This is a genomic window from Psychrobacter proteolyticus (genome assembly GCF_003350005.1).
GTDB lineage: Bacteria > Pseudomonadota > Gammaproteobacteria > Pseudomonadales > Moraxellaceae > Psychrobacter > Psychrobacter proteolyticus.
The window spans coordinates 179769-200412 of the sequence record NZ_QLKS01000002.1; the positions used below are offsets into that span (position 1 = coordinate 179769).

General features: G+C 42.0%; 18 protein-coding genes. 17 read left to right on the top strand and 1 reads right to left on the bottom strand.

The window, feature by feature from the left end:
- Positions 1-202: 202 nt before the first annotated feature.
- The 17 genes from DXK30_RS05285 (at position 203) to DXK30_RS05365 (ending at position 19869) form a co-directional block, all read left to right on the top strand.
- Complete coding sequence (locus DXK30_RS05285) at positions 203-1645, top strand: glyceraldehyde-3-phosphate dehydrogenase (RefSeq protein WP_114700815.1); 1443 nt, start codon at positions 203-205, stop codon at positions 1643-1645.
- Positions 1646-1935: 290 nt separating this feature from the next.
- Positions 1936-3141 (top strand): Obg family GTPase CgtA, encoded by a 1206-nt coding sequence (gene cgtA, locus DXK30_RS05290; protein WP_101206151.1) that lies wholly within the window; start codon positions 1936-1938, stop codon positions 3139-3141.
- A gap of 78 nt (positions 3142-3219) precedes the next feature.
- Positions 3220-4392, top strand: coding sequence for a glutamate 5-kinase (gene proB / locus DXK30_RS05295; protein WP_057759177.1), 1173 nt, complete (start codon positions 3220-3222; stop codon positions 4390-4392).
- A gap of 92 nt (positions 4393-4484) precedes the next feature.
- Positions 4485-5621: a uroporphyrinogen decarboxylase gene (gene hemE / locus DXK30_RS05300; protein ID WP_114700816.1), complete on the top strand. Its 1137-nt coding sequence runs from the start codon at positions 4485-4487 to the stop codon at positions 5619-5621.
- A 136-nt stretch (positions 5622-5757) separates the two neighbouring features.
- A complete protein-coding gene (argC, locus tag DXK30_RS05305; RefSeq protein WP_114700817.1) occupies positions 5758-6825 on the top strand; it encodes an N-acetyl-gamma-glutamyl-phosphate reductase in 1068 nt (355 codons plus the stop codon).
- Positions 6826-6928: 103 nt separating this feature from the next.
- On the top strand, positions 6929-7795 hold the full coding sequence (locus DXK30_RS05310) for a hypothetical protein (protein ID WP_114700818.1): 867 nt from the start codon (positions 6929-6931) through the stop codon (positions 7793-7795).
- 166 nt (positions 7796-7961) lie between these two features.
- Complete coding sequence (locus tag DXK30_RS05315) at positions 7962-8357, top strand: ATP-dependent Clp protease adaptor ClpS (RefSeq protein WP_101206289.1); 396 nt, start codon at positions 7962-7964, stop codon at positions 8355-8357.
- A gap of 638 nt (positions 8358-8995) precedes the next feature.
- Complete coding sequence (locus DXK30_RS05320; protein ID WP_114700819.1) at positions 8996-11536, top strand: AAA family ATPase; 2541 nt, start codon at positions 8996-8998, stop codon at positions 11534-11536.
- Between the two features lie 172 nt (positions 11537-11708).
- Positions 11709-12446, top strand: coding sequence for a uracil-DNA glycosylase (locus DXK30_RS05325; RefSeq protein WP_114700820.1), 738 nt, complete (start codon positions 11709-11711; stop codon positions 12444-12446).
- A gap of 27 nt (positions 12447-12473) precedes the next feature.
- On the top strand, positions 12474-12998 hold the full coding sequence (tadA, locus tag DXK30_RS05330) for a tRNA adenosine(34) deaminase TadA (protein WP_227670764.1): 525 nt from the start codon (positions 12474-12476) through the stop codon (positions 12996-12998).
- A gap of 189 nt (positions 12999-13187) precedes the next feature.
- Entirely contained in the window at positions 13188-13955 is a 768-nt protein-coding gene (gene cmk / locus DXK30_RS05335) for a (d)CMP kinase (protein WP_114700822.1), read from the top strand.
- A gap of 307 nt (positions 13956-14262) precedes the next feature.
- Positions 14263-15951, top strand: a complete 1689-nt coding sequence (rpsA, locus tag DXK30_RS05340; protein WP_114700823.1) for a 30S ribosomal protein S1 — start codon at positions 14263-14265, stop codon at positions 15949-15951.
- 322 nt (positions 15952-16273) lie between these two features.
- On the top strand, positions 16274-16579 hold the full coding sequence (locus tag DXK30_RS05345; RefSeq protein WP_057759195.1) for an integration host factor subunit beta: 306 nt from the start codon (positions 16274-16276) through the stop codon (positions 16577-16579).
- Positions 16580-16641: 62 nt separating this feature from the next.
- The gene (locus DXK30_RS05350; protein ID WP_102091942.1) at positions 16642-17049 is read left to right on the top strand and encodes a lipopolysaccharide assembly protein LapA domain-containing protein; all 408 of its coding nucleotides are present in this window, start codon (positions 16642-16644) and stop codon (positions 17047-17049) included.
- Positions 17050-17152: 103 nt separating this feature from the next.
- Positions 17153-17851: an orotidine-5'-phosphate decarboxylase gene (gene pyrF / locus DXK30_RS05355; protein ID WP_114700824.1), complete on the top strand. Its 699-nt coding sequence runs from the start codon at positions 17153-17155 to the stop codon at positions 17849-17851.
- Positions 17852-18061: 210 nt separating this feature from the next.
- Positions 18062-18874: a metallophosphoesterase gene (locus DXK30_RS05360; RefSeq protein WP_114700825.1), complete on the top strand. Its 813-nt coding sequence runs from the start codon at positions 18062-18064 to the stop codon at positions 18872-18874.
- A gap of 158 nt (positions 18875-19032) precedes the next feature.
- Entirely contained in the window at positions 19033-19869 is an 837-nt protein-coding gene (locus DXK30_RS05365) for a histidine phosphatase family protein (RefSeq protein WP_057759202.1), read from the top strand.
- 146 nt (positions 19870-20015) lie between these two features.
- Here the strand turns inward: DXK30_RS05365 and rpsT are convergent, their stop codons facing one another.
- Positions 20016-20282: a 30S ribosomal protein S20 gene (gene rpsT / locus DXK30_RS05370; RefSeq protein WP_010200097.1), complete on the bottom strand. Its 267-nt coding sequence runs from the start codon at positions 20280-20282 to the stop codon at positions 20016-20018.
- Positions 20283-20644 lie beyond the last annotated feature (362 nt).

Here is a 20644-nt window from a genome sequence, read left to right on the forward strand (position 1 = left end):
TATTATGCACGCTAGCTAATCGGTTACTACTGGCAAAATGAGGCGTTTTAGGCTAAAATCTAGGCGATTCAAATACTCTAGCGTCAATAACCCATATTGATAGTGGTTGATTATCATATTAGAGTCGCCATTTAGAGCATACACGACCTATCTATTTTACACTTCTTCATATTTTATTGATCATACATTACTGACCATAAGGATGTTTCTCGTGAGCAACGCTGATACCTTACGCCAATTACATCAAGACCACTTGAACAACTACAACAATCAAGAGCAACAAGCGATTGAGCTTATGGGGCTACTAAATAAGCTCTATAACAAGCAAGACGTACAAGTGACTTTGTTTGGCGAAACGCTAGACTCTACCTCAGTTGGTCAAATACTTGCTTTGCATCAAAAAGTAGCACTACGCGACCATGGCGCCAAAGCTATCGATATCGCTGATACTCTAGCGATGGTAAAAGTTATCTCAGAAAACACTGATATCCAAGCCACTCGTATCGATGTTGGTCAATTGATTGCTAACGATACTGATTTACAAACCGCTCTACAGTCTATCAACAACGCTGGTGCTGTAAACGGTGCGACAGATGTTGTACTGTACGGTTTTGGCCGTATCGGTCGTATCTTGACTCGTCTGCTATTGTCACAAGCGTCAAGTGCGAAAGGTCTACAACTAAAAGCGATCGTTGTACGTCCAGCCGCTGCTGGTGACTTAGCTAAGCGTATCTCATTGCTTGAGCGTGACTCAATCCATGGTAGATTCTTAGGCGGCATCAGCATTGATGATGATAATAACGGCATGATCGTTAATGGTCGTTTTGTACAAGTTATCTATGCCAAAGACCCAAGCGAAATCGACTATACTGCTTATGGTATCGACAATGCTCTTGTTATCGATAACACGGGTATCTGGAAAGACGAAGCGGGTCTTGGCAAGCACTTACAGTCTACTGGCGTGAAAAAAGTACTACTAACAGCACCTGCTGGCGGTGATATCAAAAACGTCGTTTATGGTGTGAACAATGACACTGTTGGTGATGATACGATCGTTAGTGCTGCTAGCTGTACGACCAATGCGATTACACCAACGCTGAATGTATTGAATGATGAGTACGGTATTGTAAATGGTCATGTAGAGACTATTCACTCATTTACCAATGATCAGAACTTGGTTGATAACTATCATAAAGCAGACCGCCGTGGTCGTAGTGCTGTGATGAACATGGTTATCACTAGTACTGGTGCTGCAAAAGCCGTTGGTAAAGCATTGCCAGAACTAAACGGTAAGCTAACGGGTAACGCTATTCGTGTACCAACACCAAACGTCAGCCTAGCGATTTTGAACGTGAATCTGAAAACTGCTCCAGCAAGCGCTGATGCGTTGAATGAGTTCTTGCGCAAAATGGCTAACAGCAGCACTTGGCAGTCGCAGATTGCTTATACAGATTCTACAGAAGCGGTATCAACGGATTTCGTTGGTACGACTCATGTTGGTATTATCGATGCTCAAGCTACTATTTTGACTGATAACCAAGCTATCGTATATGTTTGGTATGACAACGAAGTAGGTTATAGTACTCAGGTATTGCGTTTGGCGACGCAGATGGCCGGAATCAGCTACGCTCAGATTCCAGCATAGATTACTAAGTACAGTAGAGCAATAACGTCATACCAAGTATAGTAGCGCTATCGTGTCATAAGAATGGCGCTGTAGCAGATGCTACTTTAAATAGCTTGGTAGGATTTTAACTGTCATACTTAAACACCCGATAGTCCGATTGATTATCGGGTGTTATTGTCATAATGGGCACTAAGTAAAAGTAGACTTTATACAGTGTGTATTTTGACGCAACAACATAGCAAAACCCCAAAATACAACCGTTGGTTGTAACCAGTTTATAGACTGGATTGTGAATTAAGGAACGTAAGATGCGATTTATTGATGAAGCCGTCGTAACGGTAAAAGCAGGTGACGGTGGTAACGGAATCGCCAGTTTTCGCCGAGAAAAGTATGTCCCACGTGGTGGACCTGATGGTGGTGATGGCGGCAAGGGCGGAGATGTGTACGTCATTGCAGAAGACAACACCAACACCCTAGTTGACTATCGTTATACGCGTCGTCATGACGCCATGCGTGCTGAGAACGGCCATAGTAGAAACTGCTCAGGTAAAGGGTCTGATGATCTTTATTTACCAGTACCAGTCGGTACGACGGTAGTTGATACCGAGACAGACGAAGTATTGGGCGATTTGATTGAGATTGGCCAGACACTACTGATTGCAAAAGGTGGCGACGGTGGTCTAGGTAATACCCATTTCAAAAGCTCAACCAACCAAGCACCGCGTAAAGCGACGTCAGGTTTCGAAGGTGAGCTGAAAGTTCTTAAGTTTGAGCTAAAAGTAGTGGCTGATGTTGGTTTGATTGGTTTGCCTAATGCTGGTAAATCGACCTTTATCCGTCAAGTCTCTGCTGCTAGACCGAAAGTGGCTGATTATCCTTTCACCACCCTAGTACCAAACTTGGGTGTGGTCGATATTGGTCGTCATCGCTCATTTGTAATGGCAGATATTCCTGGTCTTATTGAAGGTGCATCAGAAGGCGCCGGACTTGGTATTCGCTTCTTAAAACATGTTGCGCGTACGCGTCGTCTGCTACACTTAGTTGATGTTAAGCCTGTTGATGGCAGCGACCCAGTCGAGAATGCCCGTGTTATTTTAAACGAGCTTGAGCGTTTTTCTCCTGAATTGGCCAACTTGCCGCAGATTTTGGTATTAAACAAAATCGATCAGGTCAACGATGAAGATTTGAATGCGCTTTGTACTCATATCGTCGCAGAGCTTGGTTGGACTGGTATGGTCTTCCGCACAGCAACGCTAACTGGTGAAGGCGTTGATGCGGTCAAATATCATTTGATGAATGATATCGAACTTGAGCGTGAGCGTGAAATAGAAGATCCTATCTTCGCTGAAGCACAAAAAGAACGTTTTGAGCGTCTAGAAGCTGAAGTACGTCTGAACACTGAAGCACAGCGTGAAGCCTATCGTGCAGCTCGTAAAGCGGCGCGTGAAGGCTTGGATACGTCTGATTTTGACGACGATGATGACGATGGCGTTGAGGTAATGTACGTTCCTTAAGCTAGTATGCTTGAGCAGTTATACTTGAATTGTGAATTTAATCCCTACAATCAATTGATATGAAAAAAAGGAGTTTATATGGCAGATGACATAGCAAACACGATGGAAGAAGCAAGATTTGTTAAGCAAACTCGCAACTTTGATATTCAGCGCGTTATTGTCAAAATTGGTTCATCACTATTAACCAATAACGGTCGAGGGCTGGATCGTACTGCCATATATGAGTGGGCAAAGCAAATTGCTAAGCTACACAAAAAAGGCGTTGAGGTACTGTTGGTATCATCAGGTGCTGTTGCTGAAGGTGTGGTACGTATGAACCTTGAGGAACGTCCCAAAAAACTAGCAGCACTACAAGCCTGTGCTTCTATTGGTCAAATGGGATTGATTGAAACATGGTGGTCAGCTTTGATTCAGCATGGCATTCAAAGCTCGCAGCTACTGCTAACTCATGATGACTTGTCTAATCGTAGTCGTTATCTTAATACGACAGGTGCGCTGACACAGTTATTAGAATGGCGCGTACTACCTGTTATCAACGAGAATGATACCATCACGATTGATGAGATTAAATTCGGTGATAACGATACCTTGGGTGCGATGGCAGCCGCAATGGTTAATGCGGATTTGTACATTATCTTAACCGATCAAGAAGGCGTCTTTACTGATAACCCACGTGATAATCCTGATGCCAAGATGATTCGTCAAGAACGTGCAATGGCGGATTACTTATTTGATATTGCAGGAGACGGCGGTAAGCTTGGACGTGGTGGTATGTTGACCAAAATCCGTGCTGGACGCCTTGCGGCAATGGGTGGCTGTCCTACCGTTATTGTCAGCGGTGCTATCGATGACGTTATCACTCGTGTGGTATCAGGCGAAGCTGTAGGTACGTTACTAACGACTAATGACGAAGATAAAATTATCGCGCGTAAACAGTGGCTAGCTGCGCATCTACGTATGTCAGGTAGCTTGGTCGTCGATGCAGGTGCTGCAAGAGCATTGACTGAGCACAATAGAAGTTTATTGCCAGTGGGTGTTGTAGAAGTGCAGGGCGGTTTTGATGAAGGTGATGTGGTAGAAATTATTCATCAAGATACAGGTGAGCGTATTGCCGTTGGGCAGGTAAACTTCTCATCGAATGATGCGCGTCGCGTTGCTCGTGAGCGTACCGAACAGTTCGATAAGATCTTTGGCAGTAGCGAAGAACGTGTCGTCATGGTACACCGCGACAATCTTGCATTAACTGTATAGCGCTTTTATATAACCTTTTTTATTCAACTTATTTTATCCAGCACAATATCCATTTATAAATATGGATATTGTGCTGTTTTGGAGATTTGTACATGAGTGCTTCAGACAGTAGTAACTCGGTTCAGCAACAGTTTGCACCTTTAAAAAATGATAGGTTGCTACGTGCATTACGTTTTGAGCCCATCGATACCACACCGGTATGGATGATGCGCCAAGCTGGTCGCTATTTGCCAGAATATAAGGCCACTCGTGCTGAAGCGGGTGACTTTATGAGTCTGTGCAAAGATACAGACCGCGCTACTGAAGTGACTCTACAGCCATTGCGCCGTTATGATTTAGATGCTGCTATTTTGTTTAGTGATATTCTAACTATCCCTGATGCGATGGGATTGGGCCTATATTTCGAAACAGGTGAAGGCCCTAAGTTTAAACATCCTATCCGTGAGCAGGCTGATCTTGATAGATTGCCAGTGCTTGAGCCTAATGATTCTCTTGACTATGTAATGCGTGCTGTAACCAGTATTCGCAAAGCGCTAAATGGTCAAGTGCCATTGTTTGGATTCTCTGGTAGTCCGTGGACGTTGGCTACTTATATGATAGAAGGCGGTAGCTCGAAGGATTATCGTTATACTAAAGGCTTTTTGTATAGTAACCCTGATTTTCTACATCAGTTATTAGACAAGCTTGCGACGTCAGTTATTGACTATTTAGATGCCCAAATCGTCGCTGGTGCTCAAATTGTACAGATATTTGATAGTTGGGGCGGGGCGTTAGGTCATCGTCAATTTATCGAGTTTTCACACATTTATAATAAGCGTATTGTCGCCGAACTAAAGGAACGTCATCCACAAGTACCTGTAGTGCTATTCACTAAAGGTGGTGGGTTATGGCTTGATATCCAGGCTGACAGCGAAGCGGACGTGTTAGGTCTAGACTGGACGATGCCGATTGATCGTGCGCGTCAAGTATTGACCGAGAGTCAGCGTCAGTTGACCAAAAAGCATAAGAAATTGCAAAGCAGCAAAGCTATCCAAGGCAATTTAGATCCAGCGACGTTATATGGTTCGCCTGCGACAATTCGTTCTGAAGTTAATGCGATGCTTGACCGTGCTTACGCTGATGGTGAAAAGACTGGTTACATAGCAAACTTAGGTCACGGTATCACCCAGTGGGTTAATCCTGACAATGCCAAAGTGTTTGTGGATGCAGTACACGACTATAAAATTTAAGAGTCAGAATATTTAGAGACTGATTCTGTATTTGTTCGCATTTGTGGAACTGTATAATTTATAGAGCTGCATGAGTTATAAGCAAATATAGAACCTATCAGTGCATATTTAGTATTTACCAAGAAAAGGGTGTTTTATGATTTCAGCAGCGATCGTCGGTGGTACAGGCTATACGGGTATTGAGCTCATTCGCTTATTATCTGCCCATCCTGAGGTTTCTATTGATTTATTAACTTCTCGTAGCGAAGCTGGCACTCGTGCTGATGAAATTTTCCCGAGCTTACGCGGTGTGTCTGACATCGTTTTTAGTGACTTAGGTGATAATACGCTTGCTGCATTGCAAAAATGCGATGTTGTGTTTTTTGCGACTCCGCATGGTGTAGCAATGAAACAAGCCGAGGCGCTTACCCAAGCTGGCGTTAAGGTCATCGATTTGGCTGCTGATTTTCGTTTGCAGTCACTGACTGACTTTGAGCACTGGTACAAGCAGTCGCACGCTTGTCCTGAGTTGTTGAAAACAGCAGTCTACGGCCTACCAGAAATCAATCGTGACAAGCTTGCGAATGCGTTACTAGTAGGCAACCCAGGCTGTTATCCAACTACTGCGATTTTGGGTCTAAAACCAATTATCGCAGCCCAGAATAAGCAAGCAGAGCGTTTGATTGAGTCTCGTATTGTTATCGATGCAAAATCTGGTGTGTCTGGTGCTGGTCGTCAAGCATCACTTGCACTTAACTATGCTGAGACAACGGATAGCTTCAAGGCTTATAGCGTCGAAGGTCATCGCCATTTACCTGAAATTGAACAGGGTGTTGCACAGTTATTAGACAGTCAGTTTACACACCGTATTCGCTTTTTGCCGCATTTAGTACCGATGATTCGTGGCATGCTAAGCTCTATTCATATGGAACTGACCGATGCTGGTGCTGCTATTGATTGGCAGCAAGCGTTTGAAAATAGCTATGCGTCAGAGTTGTTTGTTGATGTCATGCCAAAAGGTCTTTATCCCGATACGCGCAGTGTTCGCGCTAGTAACCGTCTACGCATTGCGGTACATCAGGATAATGAGCGTGCCGAGCTAACGGTTATCGTCGTTCAAGATAACTTAGTCAAAGGTGCTGCTGGGCAGGCTGTGCAAAACATGAATGTGATGTTCGGTTTTGATGAGTCAATGGGGCTTAACTTTGCACCGATTGTGCCTTAATATCAACGACTTCATATTCCAATCATTCACATTTACGGTGCTAGGTATTGATTATAAATTCGGCTATAATGACTTGCCCTTACCCTTAAGAGATACTGTCTAAATGCGTTTTCAGCTCGTACTACGCTTTTGCTCACAGCCAGCACGTCTATCGTGCAAAGACTCGGTTATACCTAGCTTGGAGCGCAAACAGCATTCCTTTAGAAATAATAATGTCCCGATAAGTGGTATTGCTAGCTCACAACGCGGGGCTTCTACATTGGTATTGGCACTGTTTGTAGTGGTCGTATTAGTGACAGCAGTAGTTGGGCTGGCATTCGGTCATAAGCTTGGCTACCAACGTGGCCTTCATTCGATGGAAACAGAAGCCAAGCAAGCAATCATCGATAGCACTGAAGCGACACAAGCACTAGAAGACTTGCGCCTTAGCAATAAGATAGCTACTAACCAAGCGGCAACTGCCAAACAAGAACTGGCTATCAGTTTGGCTAACTTAAAAGAGCTGCGTGAAAGCCAGCAAGAATTAACAGTAGAAAATAAGCAAGTATCACAGCTCAATGAGCTATATTCAGATGTCATCCGTAAGAAAGGTGGTATGCCTTTACAGGTATTAGGTGCAAAGATTTCGCCATTACCTGAAAATGCTTTTGAGTATGGTTTTGATATTGGGATGCTCAGTAACGATGGTCAAGCCAAACGCTTAAGGCCTGTATTGACGCTACTTAATAATGATGACCTTGTAGAGGTGCCACTTGACCCTGCATACCATATGATCGAAGGTATCGTTCGGATACGTGGTCGCTTTGTAATGCCATCAGGCTTTAGACCATTGCAAGCCAAACTGACTTTGCAAGCTGGTGGTCAAAAAGTAGAGCAGTTGTATGACTGGAAGCTCGGTGATAGTGTGGATAACATGCTACCATCGCTCCTAGATTTACCAGAAGTTGATGAAAGTCCTATCGTACCTTAATTACCTCATGTCTTAATAAAATACTCAGTGACGATGCTGTGGTTGAAATCAAAGCACAATGACCTTAATTAGTGGTTGTGCTTTATACCATGCCTTATCGCCTGCATTAACAACCTCTTTTATCTTAAACTTACCTTATAATTATATTTTGATTATGATGAAAAAAATGATATCACAAGCCACGCCAACGGTTGCTGATTGGCACTTTCCCAATATGCCTGCTCATCGTGCACAAGACGGTGATACCGATGGTGAAACGTCACCGCAAGCAGATGTATTGGTCGCAGAGCCTGAAGTAGCCAAACCGCCTATGTATGCGGTCGTTATGTATAATGACAACTACACGCCGATGGAGTTTGTTGTATACATATTACAGTCAGAATTTCGTCATAGTATGGATTCTGCGGTCGAGATTATGCTAACTATTCATAATAGCAGTAAAGGCATTGCTGGCATTTATCCCAAAGATATCGCCGAGACTAAGGCCAAAAAAGTAAATAGTCTGGCGCATCGTGAAGGTTATCCGTTATTGACCCAAATCGAACCACATCAAGGCGAGTAGAGCAGTTTATTAATTTTTTATACTGATATATGGCTCTATTAAAGCTTTACCTACTGTTCTCTATTCCTAAGCAATCCATATCAAAGCTCACTTTTATAGTGAGCTTTTCCGACTTTTCAGTCACCCCTCTTATATATGAACTTTGCTTCTTAAAATAGTTTTATTATCCATAGAGTCTTGATTTTTATAGCAAATAACCCTATCTATTAGAGAGTCCTATTCAATAGTCTTAGACTAAGTATCTCCGTTGAATTTGCTAAAACTACGTCATCACTAGACTCTCAACTATCAATCTCTCTCTTTCTATCTAATCAGTTTTCAATATTTAATATTTGTTATTAAGGTTGTCGCTACTAACTTGTAGCACGCTTTGATACATTTTAGTCTGTGTTAATAGATTGACTCCGTCGAAGTATCGTGTTGATATAAAGAAAAGCGGCCATTGATAGTTGTGATTACTGTTGGCTGATAGCGAGATTATAGTATTTAATCAATAGTCTACCGCTCACCTCATTTATTCATGACTTCTAATAATACGAATATAGCCCTTGAACAATTCATCTACCGCCCTGATTTACTTACTAACTCATTCATAAAACTATCAATTATAAAGATAGATATAACCGTAGGAAGTTGTTATGTTAAGTCGTCATCTTGAAGTTTCTCTACGTTTAGCAATGACGCTTGCGCGCCAAAAATCGCATGAGTATCTCACTGTTGAACACCTGCTTTTGGCCTTATTAGAAAACACTCATGCTGCCAATACGTTGACTGCTTGTAATGCTAATGTCTCGGCGCTGCGTACTGAGCTTGAGATTTATATTAATAAACACACGCCAACTATCGATGCTGATACAGAACAGTCACCGCAGCCGACTCAAAGCTTTGATCGTATCTTGCAACGTGCTATTTTTCACGTGCAGTCGATTGGTGGTGGTCGTTTGGTAGAAGGCTCTGATATTTTGGTCTCTATGTTTTCAGAGCATGATACTTATGCTGTTTACCTGCTTAAAAAACAAGGTATCAGTCGCCTTGAACTAACACAGTATTTATCACACGGCCAAGATAAAGAGGAGCCATCTGAATCACGTGGTTCTGCAGGCACTGAACGCCGTAGTGCCTCTGAAAAAACCAGCAAAGATCCCTTAGTTGAATTTGCGACCAATCTAAACCAGCGAGCTGCCGAAGGTAAAACAGATCCTTTGATTGGTCGTGCCTCTGAGATTGAACGTGCTGCCCAAGTACTGTGCCGTCGTCGTAAAAATAACCCATTGCTAGTAGGTGAGCCTGGCGTAGGTAAAACCTCTATCGCTGAAGGTTTAGCATGGTTAATCATTAACGATAAAGCACCAAAGCCCCTTAACGGTTGCGTGATTTATAGCCTTGATATTGGTTCACTGATTGCGGGAACTAAGTATCGCGGTGACTTTGAAAAACGCATGAAGTCATTGCTTGATGCGCTGAAGAAAAAACCAAATGCTATTCTTTTTATTGATGAAATTCATATGATTATTGGTGCTGGTTCATCTATGAGCAGCAATATGGATGTGTCTAATTTGATTAAGCCTGCACTTGCTAACGGTGAGCTACGTTGTATCGGTTCAACAACCTTTACTGAGTATCGCCAAGTATTCGAAAAAGACCATGCATTGTCACGTCGTTTCCAAAAAATCGATGTTAAAGAACCAAGTGTGGATGACACTATCGATATCCTACGCGGCCTAAAACCTCGTTATGAAGAATTCCATAATGTTGAGTATACGGATGAAGCGTTGGTCACAGCGGTACAGTTATCAGCCAAGCATATTCATGAGCGTTTTTTACCTGACAAAGCCATTGATGTAATTGACGAAGCAGGTGCATACAAGCGCTTAGGCGTGGTGCCTGATGTCGATGATATCGAAGCGGAAGAAAGTTTCATTGCTGATTTAGAGCAAGATTTTGATGCGCAGATTGATGCTGATATCGAAGGTATCGATGGCGATACAGATAATGAAATGCAAGATGAAGCAGCGACTGCGAAAGCAAGCGATAGTGCTAAATCAGCAGATGGTGTGAAATTGTCAAAAGGTCAAAAGCCACCGATGAAAATCGATGTTGCTGATATCGAGGCTATTATTGCTAAACTGGCACGTATTCCACCCAAATCTGTATCGAGTGATGACAAGAGTATCCTTGAGCATTTAGATCGAGATCTGAAGCACTTGGTGTTTGGTCAAGATGAGGCGATTACTACGTTGGCTGATGCTATCAAGCTATCACGTGCAGGATTAAAAGCACCTGATAAACCAATCGGTTCATTTATGTTTGCAGGTCCAACTGGTGTGGGTAAAACAGAAGTGTCGCGTCAGCTAGCGAACCTGCTAGGCGTAGAATTGGTACGCTTTGATATGTCAGAGTATATGGAAGCGCACACGGCATCACGCTTGATCGGTGCGCCTCCAGGTTATGTTGGCTATGATCAAGGTGGCTTGCTTACTGAAAAAATCAATCAGCATCCACATTGTGTGTTGTTGCTTGATGAGATTGAAAAGGCGCATCCAGATGTCTTCAACTTGTTACTACAAGTAATGGATCATGGTACGTTAACTGATAACAATGGTCGTGTGGCAATCTTTAAGCAAGTCATCGTTATTATGACAACGAACGTTGGTGCTGATAGTATCAGTCGCTCGTCAATGGGCTTCACTCAACAAGACCATAGCCGTGATAACACAGAATCATTGAAACGTGTCTTTACGCCAGAGTTCCGTAATCGCTTAGACGCCATTATTCAGTTCAACCCTCTAGATACGTCAGTTGTTGTATCAGTTGTCGATAAGTTCTTAGTTGAGCTGCAAGTACAGCTTGATGATAAGCAAGTGACATTAGAGATTGATGATGATGTACGTGACTACTTGGCGGACAAAGGCTATGATCGTCTAATGGGTGCACGTCCGATGCAACGTCTGATTCAGGATGAAATCAAAAAACCATTGGCAAGTATGATTTTGTTTGGTGATTTGATCAATGGCGGTGTCGTGCATCTGACCTTAGAGCCTAAAGTCGATGATTCTCAAGAGAATGATACGATGAAGCTTGATAAGGTATCAGACAAAGGCTCAGCTGATAGTCGTATTATTCTGACAGTCGTTGAAACTCACGAACCACATCCTGATTCTGAGTCTCTTGCTAGCTAAGTTGTTTAATATTGATGTCACAAAAACGGCTACCGTATTACTGCGGTAGCCGTTTTTTTATTGCTATAATTCATCAATAAAGCACACACCATTTTTTGTTAGTATGATTATTTACAGTAAGCTGGCTTTAATAAAGCTATGGAACTTATAACAAGTATAAAAAGGACACACTATGGAACTATTTGATGAACCGACAACAAAGACTCCAGAACAAAAGCAAGCGATTTTAGACAATGTCCGCTTACCAGAAGATTGGAAAACGGCATTAGCAGATGAATTAACGTCTGAGAATATGGACAATCTACGTGCGTTCTTAAAAGAGGCGTATCAGTCGGATGATAGTATCTATCCACCTGCACCATTAATGTTCAATGCGCTTAATCTTACGCCGTTATCACAAGTCAAAGTGGTAATCTTGGGCCAAGATCCTTATCATCGTCCAGGTCAGGCTATGGGGTTATCATTTTCTGTTCCTAAAGCCATTCCAAAGCCACCATCATTGAATAATTTGCTTAAAGAAATGGCAGATGACATTGGCATTCGCCCTTCAGCGCATGGCGATTTGACGTACTGGGCGCAGCAAGGCGTTCTCCTGCTTAATAGCTCACTAACTGTCCGAGAAGGCGAGCCAAACAGTCATCAGAATAAGGGCTGGGAACAGTTTACTGATGCCGTCATCGATGCAGTGAATGAACAGACAAAGCATACCGTGTTTATTTTGTGGGGTAGTAAAGCCCAGAAAAAAGGTAAGTATATCGATACGGATAAGCATTTGATTCTGACAGCGGTACATCCATCACCACTTGCAGCAAATCGTGGCGGCTTCTTTGGCACTAAACCTTTTTCTAAAACAAATGACTATTTGGCGCAGTATGGCCAAACTCCAATTGACTGGCAATTACCACAATAAATGCAAAATATACAGAATATAAGCTTAATGCCGTACCAATCTTTAAATATTCAGGCCAGCACCTTTTGGTTAGCTGAAGATATTAAATGGATGCAACAAGCAATCCAACTTGCTAAGCAAGGTGCTGAACGAGGAGAGGTGCCGGTAGGTGCGGTATTGGTACATGATCAGCAGATTATCGGCCAAGGGTTTAATCAACCTATTAGTAGCCATGATGCTACTGCTCATGCAGAGATAGTTGCATTGAGAGACGCTTGTACACGTTTAAAAAACTATCGACTGCCGCTACAGACTACTCTATATGTCACTCTGGAGCCTTGTACGATGTGTATCGGTGCTTTAATCCATGCGCGTGTAAACAAGTTGGTGTACGCAGCAAGTGAACCGCGTGCTGGTATGGTTGGTAGTCAAATGGACTTATCGTTACAACCTTTCTATAACCACAGTATTCAAGCCTATAATGGATTATGCAGCGAGCATAGTAGTCAAATACTCAAGACATTTTTTCGTGAGCGTAGGCAAGCGACAAAAAAGAATAAGGCCACTATGTAAACTAGAAATACTAATAAATAAGATATCAGTCTTGGTGCTAGTGGTCACGATGATTTTTTGCTATAATATTGCCCTATTTGATAGCACCCATCTTAATAGGCTATTAAAGACTTAACATACGAATAAATGTCGTTTTATTAATGACATACGATAAGCGATATAAGTAACGCATATTATTGAGTAAGTATTATGACTAGTTTTACACCTGATAATGTTTTACTCAATACAGAGGATAGCCATACCTCATCATTGCGTTACCCTATTATTTGTATCGATGGTCCTAGTGGCGCTGGTAAAGGCACTGTCACATGGCGTCTAGCACAAGTGTTAGGCTATCAGTTATTAGACTCTGGTGCGCTTTATAGAATTGTTGGTCTAAAAGCCTTTGAAGCGGGCTTAATCAGCGCAGATGCTAGCCAATCAATTGACGAAGATGCTGTATTAGCATTGACTGAAAGCTTGGAGATAGCGTTTGTACCAAATAATGACTCAGGGCGTGTAGACATCATTGTTAATGGACAAGCAGTAGGTGAGCAAGTACGCAATGAAACGGTTGGAGGCTATGCATCACAGATAGCTGTCTTTCCACAGGTTCGCCAAGCGTTGCTCAAGTTACAACAAGATATGGCCACTCGTTCAGGTTTGGTTGCTGATGGTCGCGATATGGGTACGGTTGTTTTCCCAGATGCTGATGTTAAGGTGTTTTTGACGGCCAGTGCTGAAGCGCGTGCAGAGCGCCGTGTGACTCAGTTGTTGAACGCTGGTCAAACAGCAGATTTTGAGGCAATTTTAGCGACGATAAAAGAGCGTGATGACCGTGATGAAAATCGTAGTACAGCGCCGTCGAAGCCTGCGGCAGATGCTTTATTACTTGATAGTTCAGCGCTTAATGCTGATGCAGTATATGAGCAGGTCAAAAAGCATTGCCAAGATAAAGGTGTGTTTTTCACTAGCTAGTCATTTAATAGCTAGTAAAAACAACATATTAAGTACTAAAAAGTTTCCTATTAATCATTGTTTTAGTATAAAATAATACGGTTAAGTTAAATTTTATTAAAGCAGTAAGAAAAACTTAGTTTATTCAAGATATTGCATTCGATATAAGACAGTTGTTGTTAGTCAGTTTTAATTACGATGAGCTCGCTATCAACAAACGTTTTTTTATATGATTGCATGGGATATAAAACCAGTATTTCGTTCTATACAATCATAAATTTGATCCGTACTGTGCTGGACAGGATACGGCTATACAAAGGTAGACATAATGGAATCATTTGCTGAACTATTTGAAGCGAGCATTGAAGAGCAGGGCCTAGATATCGAGCGTGGCTCGGTTATTACAGGTGCTGTTGTGGCCATCGATAGCGATTGGATCACAGTAGATACTGGTCTTAAATCTGAAGGTATCGTCGCTCGTGAAGAGTTTTTAAGCGAAGAAGGCGAACTTGAAGTTGAAGTTGGCGATAGCGTTGATGTCGTAGTTGAAGCGGTTGATAACGGCATGGGTCAAACCTTGCTGTCACGTGAGAAAGCTAAACGTGTTGAAACTTGGAACTTCCTTGAAAAAATCGCTGATAACGATGAAATCGTTAAAGGTATTATCTCAAGCAAAGTTAAAGGCGGTTTCACTGTAGATATCGGTTCAGTACGCGCGTTCTTACCAGGTTCATTGGTAGATGTACGTCCTATCCGTGATACAACGCATCTTGAAGGCAAAGAGCTAGAATTCAAAGTCATCAAACTTGACCAGAAGCGCAATAACGTTGTTGTTAGCCGTCGTGCAGTTATGGAAGCTGAAAACTCAGCTGAGCGCGAAGAGCTATTGAACAAGCTTGAAGAAGGCATCGAGATCGAAGGTATCGTTAAGAACCTTACTGATTACGGCGCGTTCGTTGATCTAGGTGGTATCGATGGTCTATTGCACATCACTGACATGGCATGGCGCCGTATCAAGCATCCATCTGAAGTTGTTGAAGTTGGCCAAGACCTAAAAGTTAAAGTATTGAAGTTTGACCGTGAACGCAACCGCGTTAGCCTAGGTCTAAAACAACTTGGTACTGATCCTTGGGATAACGTTGGCGGCACTTACCCAGTAGGTAGTGTTGTAAAAGCTCGCGTAACCAACTTGACTGACTATGGTTGTTTCGCTGAGATTTCTGAAGGTATCGAAGGTCTAGTACACGTATCAGAAATGGATCATACCAACAAAAACATCCACCCATCTAAAGTGGTTCAAGTGGGCGATGAAGTTGAAGTGATGATTCTTGATATCGATGAAGAACGTCGTCGTATCAGCCTAGGTATCAAACAAACTCTAGCTAACCCATGGGATGAGTTTGATAAGAAACATGAGCGCGGTGATAAAATCACTGGTACTATCAAATCAATCACTGACTTCGGTATCTTTATCGGTCTAGACGGTGGTATTGATGGTCTTGTTCATCTATCTGATATCTCTTGGAACGAAACTGGCGAAGATGCTATCCGTAACTACAACAAAGGCGACACCGTTGAAGCAATGGTATTGTCTGTAGATGCAGAAGCTAACCGTATCAGCCTAGGCGTTAAGCAGTTAAGCTCTGATCCATTTAACGAATACCTAGTCAACAATGACCGTGGTGCTATCGTTAATGGTAAAGTAAAAGAAGTAGACGCTAAAGGCGCTACTATCGAACTTGCTGATGAAGTTGAAGCTTATCTACGTGCTTCTGAAATCCAACGTGACCGCGTTGAAGATGCAACTAAGCATCTGGCTGTTGGTGATGACGTTGAAGCGAAAATCATCAGTGTTGATCGTAAAACACGCAACATCAACTTGTCTATCAAAGCGAAAGACGAAGCTGAAGAGCGTCAAGCGATTAAAGATCTTGGTAGCACGAACACTACTGCTGCTCCAGGTTCTGATGCACAGCCAAAAACTATTGGTGATTTGATCAAAGAGCAAATGCAGTAAGCTGCAAACTATTGATATAAAAGTAATATAAAAAAAGCGACTTCGGTCGCTTTTTTTTATGATTAGATTTTATTAACACAGTTAGTAATCGAGGTTTTTGGCCAAATGGGCAAACTCTTATTCCCATTTACGCTAATATCCGCTATCATTTGCACCATTGAGTAACGAGATGATAGTTATAAGCTTTTTATAGTCATAATGTGATTCTGAAGATTTTTTTAAAAGATTCAGTCTTTATAATTCAATTATCCAAACGCATTTCATGCTATAGAGCGTTGACTTATCATCAGCTTATCCATCAATCAACAAGGCAAGCGTAATAATGCAGCAAGCGATTAACAAATCCGAATTTATTAGTAATTTGAGTGCAAACTGTGACAACATGGCAGATACCGTGGTTGATGACGCAGTGCGTGAAATCTTAAACTTGATGACCCATACTTTAGCCAATGATGGCCGAGTCGAAGTTCGCGGATTCGGTAGTTTTTGTTTACATCACCGCCGTGCCCGTATGGGACGCAATCCTAAGACAGGTGAAAGTGTACCTGTACCGGCTAAAGCAATTCCGCATTTTAAGCCAGGCAAGGCTTTACGTGAAGCAGTAAACGATACGGTAGCAAACGGTTAGTTAAACCAGCACTTACTATCTAACCGTCAAAATTTATCATTCCAAACAGAGGTAACTGTCTCATGCGCTTTCTACTATTTGTATTGCTGTTCTTGAGCTTTGCCTATTCACTTGGTTTGGTATTGGCAAATAATACTGAGGTCGGAGTCAACCTACTGTTTTCACAAGCACCTACGATGAATCTAGGGTTGCTACTTATTTTGTGTTTAATGCTAGGTATTGTTATTGGTATTTTACTGGCATTGCTTATCTTTCGTGTGCTACAGAATAAGTGGGAAATCTCACGTCTGCAAAAAGCAAATGCAAATCTACAAGAGCAATTGACTCAAGCCAATACAGTTATCGATCGTCAAGCAAGCGCGCCAACAGTAGATGAAGCTGTTTATGGTGCTTCTGCTGCTAATGTGCAAAGTAGTGACGCAACTAGCCTAACTGAAGGCTCTACTCTGTCTAAGCGTAGACGAGATTAAGTTGTTAGGTAACCTTTTAGGTAATCTGCTAGTTGATAGTTCAACGAACGCAGTACTGACCTCAAATACAATACTTTGATAACTCAAAATATATGGTAAAACCATGAATAATGTAATTAACTCTCCAGTTGTCGTCGCTCTAGACAATATGACGGTAGAGGCGTCTTTAGCGCTAGCTGACCAGTTAGATCCATCTAAATGTCGATTGAAAGTCGGTAAAGAGCTGTTTACGCGTTGTGGTCCTGATATCATCAAGGCACTGCATCAACGTGATTTTGAAGTGTTCTTAGACTTAAAATTTCATGATATTCCGAATACCACTGCTCAAGCAGTATTGGCTGCCGCTGAACTTGGTATCTGGATGGTGAATGTCCATGCTAGCGCAGGTCTAGAGGCCATGTCGTTGGCAAAACAGCGCTTGCTAGATAGAGATCTTGATACCTTGCTTATCGCAGTTACTGTATTAACCTCTATGGATAGTGAAGCGTTGATGCAAACAGGCATCACTGATAGCTTAGATACCCAAGTGAGCCGACTAGCACAATTGACCAAGCAAGCTGGTCTTGATGGTGTGGTATGCTCGGCTCAAGAAGCAAAGGCACTTAAAGCATTATGTGGTCAGGATTTTAAATTGGTAACGCCTGGTATTCGCTTAGCTGAAGATAATGCAGATGATCAAAAACGTATCTGTACACCAAGTCAGGCGCTAATAGACGGTTCTGATTATTTAGTCATTGGTCGTTCGATCACTCAAGCCTCAGACCCTGCTACTAAACTACAGACAATACTTCAAAGTATTTAAGTTTGAATAGACGTTAAGAAAAAGAGACAGCCTAAATGGCTGTCTTTTTACTTTTTGATGGTATAGAAAAAGCTGCTACACTACTTAAATTTATTCTTACAACCTTTCTAAAATATAATAACTATATTAAAAACGCTCATGTAGCTAGATATCAGTAGTACTGCTATGAGCGTTTATCGCTAATTGGATTTTTAATAATAACGCCACTAAATGATGTTGGATAATATGAAATTACAGATATTGAGTGACTTACATATTGATAGTTATGCACGTCAATCGCACCCCGTTGGACATATTCCTAAAACTGATGCAGATTTAGTATTAGTAGCAGGAGATACTGCTAATAGTGACAAAGGCATGCCGTGGCTGCAAGAACAAGCGGCGCGCTTAGAAGTTCCACTAATTACTATCGCTGGTAATCATGAATACTTTGATGAAGACGTATTGAGCTTTGACCGTAAACTGGCAACTTGGAATAACTATGATGCTACGTCTAATAAAGGCGTTCGCGTATTACAATGTCAGCATATCGATATCGGTGATATACGCCTTCTAGGTTGTACGCTTTGGACCGACTATCAGTATCATGCTAATGAAGATACCATGGCCGCTGCTCGTCATTTTATGCGTGATTACAAGCAAATCTATGCAGGCAATGAATTGTTTTCACCTGAAGTATCTATGCAGATTCATGCTGAGCATCGTCATTGGCTACAGCAAGCTTTGATTGAGTCTCATAAACTTGGTAAAAAAACAGTAGTCATGAGTCATCATAGTGTCAGTGCATTATCGGTGTCTGGAAAATATGCCAATCTACCGAGTAATGCGGCTTTCGTTAGTGATTTATCAGGATGGATGCACGAGGATTGGTCACCGATGTTATGGGTACATGGACATACTCATGAAGCATTTGATTATAAAATTGGTAATACGCGAGTGATTGTCAATCCACGAGCCTATCCTAATGAGGTCAGTAGTACGGCATTAGAGTTTGCATGGGACAAAGTCATTGATATTGGCTAGGACCGTGTGTAAATATCCTGCAAATCTCCATTTATTCTAGGTATAGACTCTTTTGAATAAAGCGTCTTTTTGAAAGAGTGCAGAGTATTTATAAGATATATTGCAACTAGATTTGTCTGTGGTTCATTCCTGATAAGAAATCTGCTAGGCTTGCTGTCATGAGTAAATATCTGAATAACACCCTGTCCAAAATATCTGCTGACAAGCTTGCGAGTCATACACCAAGCGCGCCTGCACCTTCGCACCTACCAGATAGTATGATTTCCTCTGTCAGCCTATTGCCTGAAAATAAGCGACTGATTCTATTTACTAGGCACTCTTTACGCGAGCGTTCTGATGGTAATGGTTTTGCCAGCTATCAGTTACCGTTGACTCCTAAAGGACGCATACTGGCAAAGTCTTGGGGTCGTTGGTTATCAGGTCATCTACCATATTCGCTCGATGTCGATAGTATCTCTAGCCCCATTGGGCGTTGTATCGATACCGCGCAGCTGATGCAAGAGGGGGCAGGACTACGGCGTGACATTACGCATCAATCATTGTTAGTTGAGCCTGGTAGCCTCGTCACCGAGCCTGAAATAGCCAACCCTGTGTTCAAAGAAATTGGCGTGTTGAACTTTATCAATCGTTTTTTGCAAGGCAATCTCGAAGGGACTAAAAATACCTATCAAGGCGGTTTGGATATTCTGTCGCTTTTTTACCAGAATCAGCCGCAACATGGCCATCTGATGCTCGCTGTGAGTCATGACACATTGCTATCTGCGTTCTTAGCCGTCATGTTTGATGTGGTAGAGATTGATTGGAATGATTGGCCAAAGATGATGGAGGGCGTATTCTTATGGTTTGATGATAAGCCATTTGATCAAGCGAGCGCCCATTTCATCTGGCGAGGTCAAGTATATACTCGGCCGATTAGTTCACTATTAGATGGCTATCGTGCAGCTGGTTACCATCCTAGCAAGTTGCTATTGCCGCCAGAAGTGCAGTGGAATTGATGTTTTATTCAAACATTAAAATGAGTTGATATTCTTTGAATACATTTTAAACAGGCATAAAAAAACCTTGCTACGGTATTAGAACCAGTAACAAGGTTTTAGTCATTACGCTATAAAAGCGAAATGCGGTCTAATCAATACAAATCTTAAGCTTGTAGGCCTTTGATTGTTTTGTTTAGGCGGCTCTTACGACGAGCAGCTTTATTCTTATGAATAATACCTTTGTCAGCCATACGATCAAGAACTGGTACCGCTTTTTTGTAAGCTTCGGTAGCCGCGTCATAATCTTTAGCTGCGATAGCCGCATCAACACGTTTTAAGTAAGTACGAACCATAGAGCGTTGTGACGCAGAGTTCTGACGACGTTTGGTGTTTTGACGGGCGCGTTTACGAGCTTGTGCAGTATTAGCCACGCGTATCTCCTTGATAAAGATAGATAAAAATATGAATGTTGATTGCAATAATGGGTTTAACAATCATCGGTGACGAGCAGCCGTCTCGTCAAATATGATGTCGATGTCTGATATTAAAGTATCTAATATGAATAGATCATCGTAAGCGTCAGAGCTGTTTGGAATAATTAAACAGCGTTGACGTGTAAAGCCGATTATCTTAGCAAATTATTGAACTAAGGACAATATATTTGATGATTAATGCTTAAAGAAGTTACGTAATATCATCGAATTTGGGTCATTCTAGTAACTAAATCAATAGTAAGCGTTGATAGACGTAGAGGGTTGATAAAATCTCTTACAATATATCCTATATAATAGCG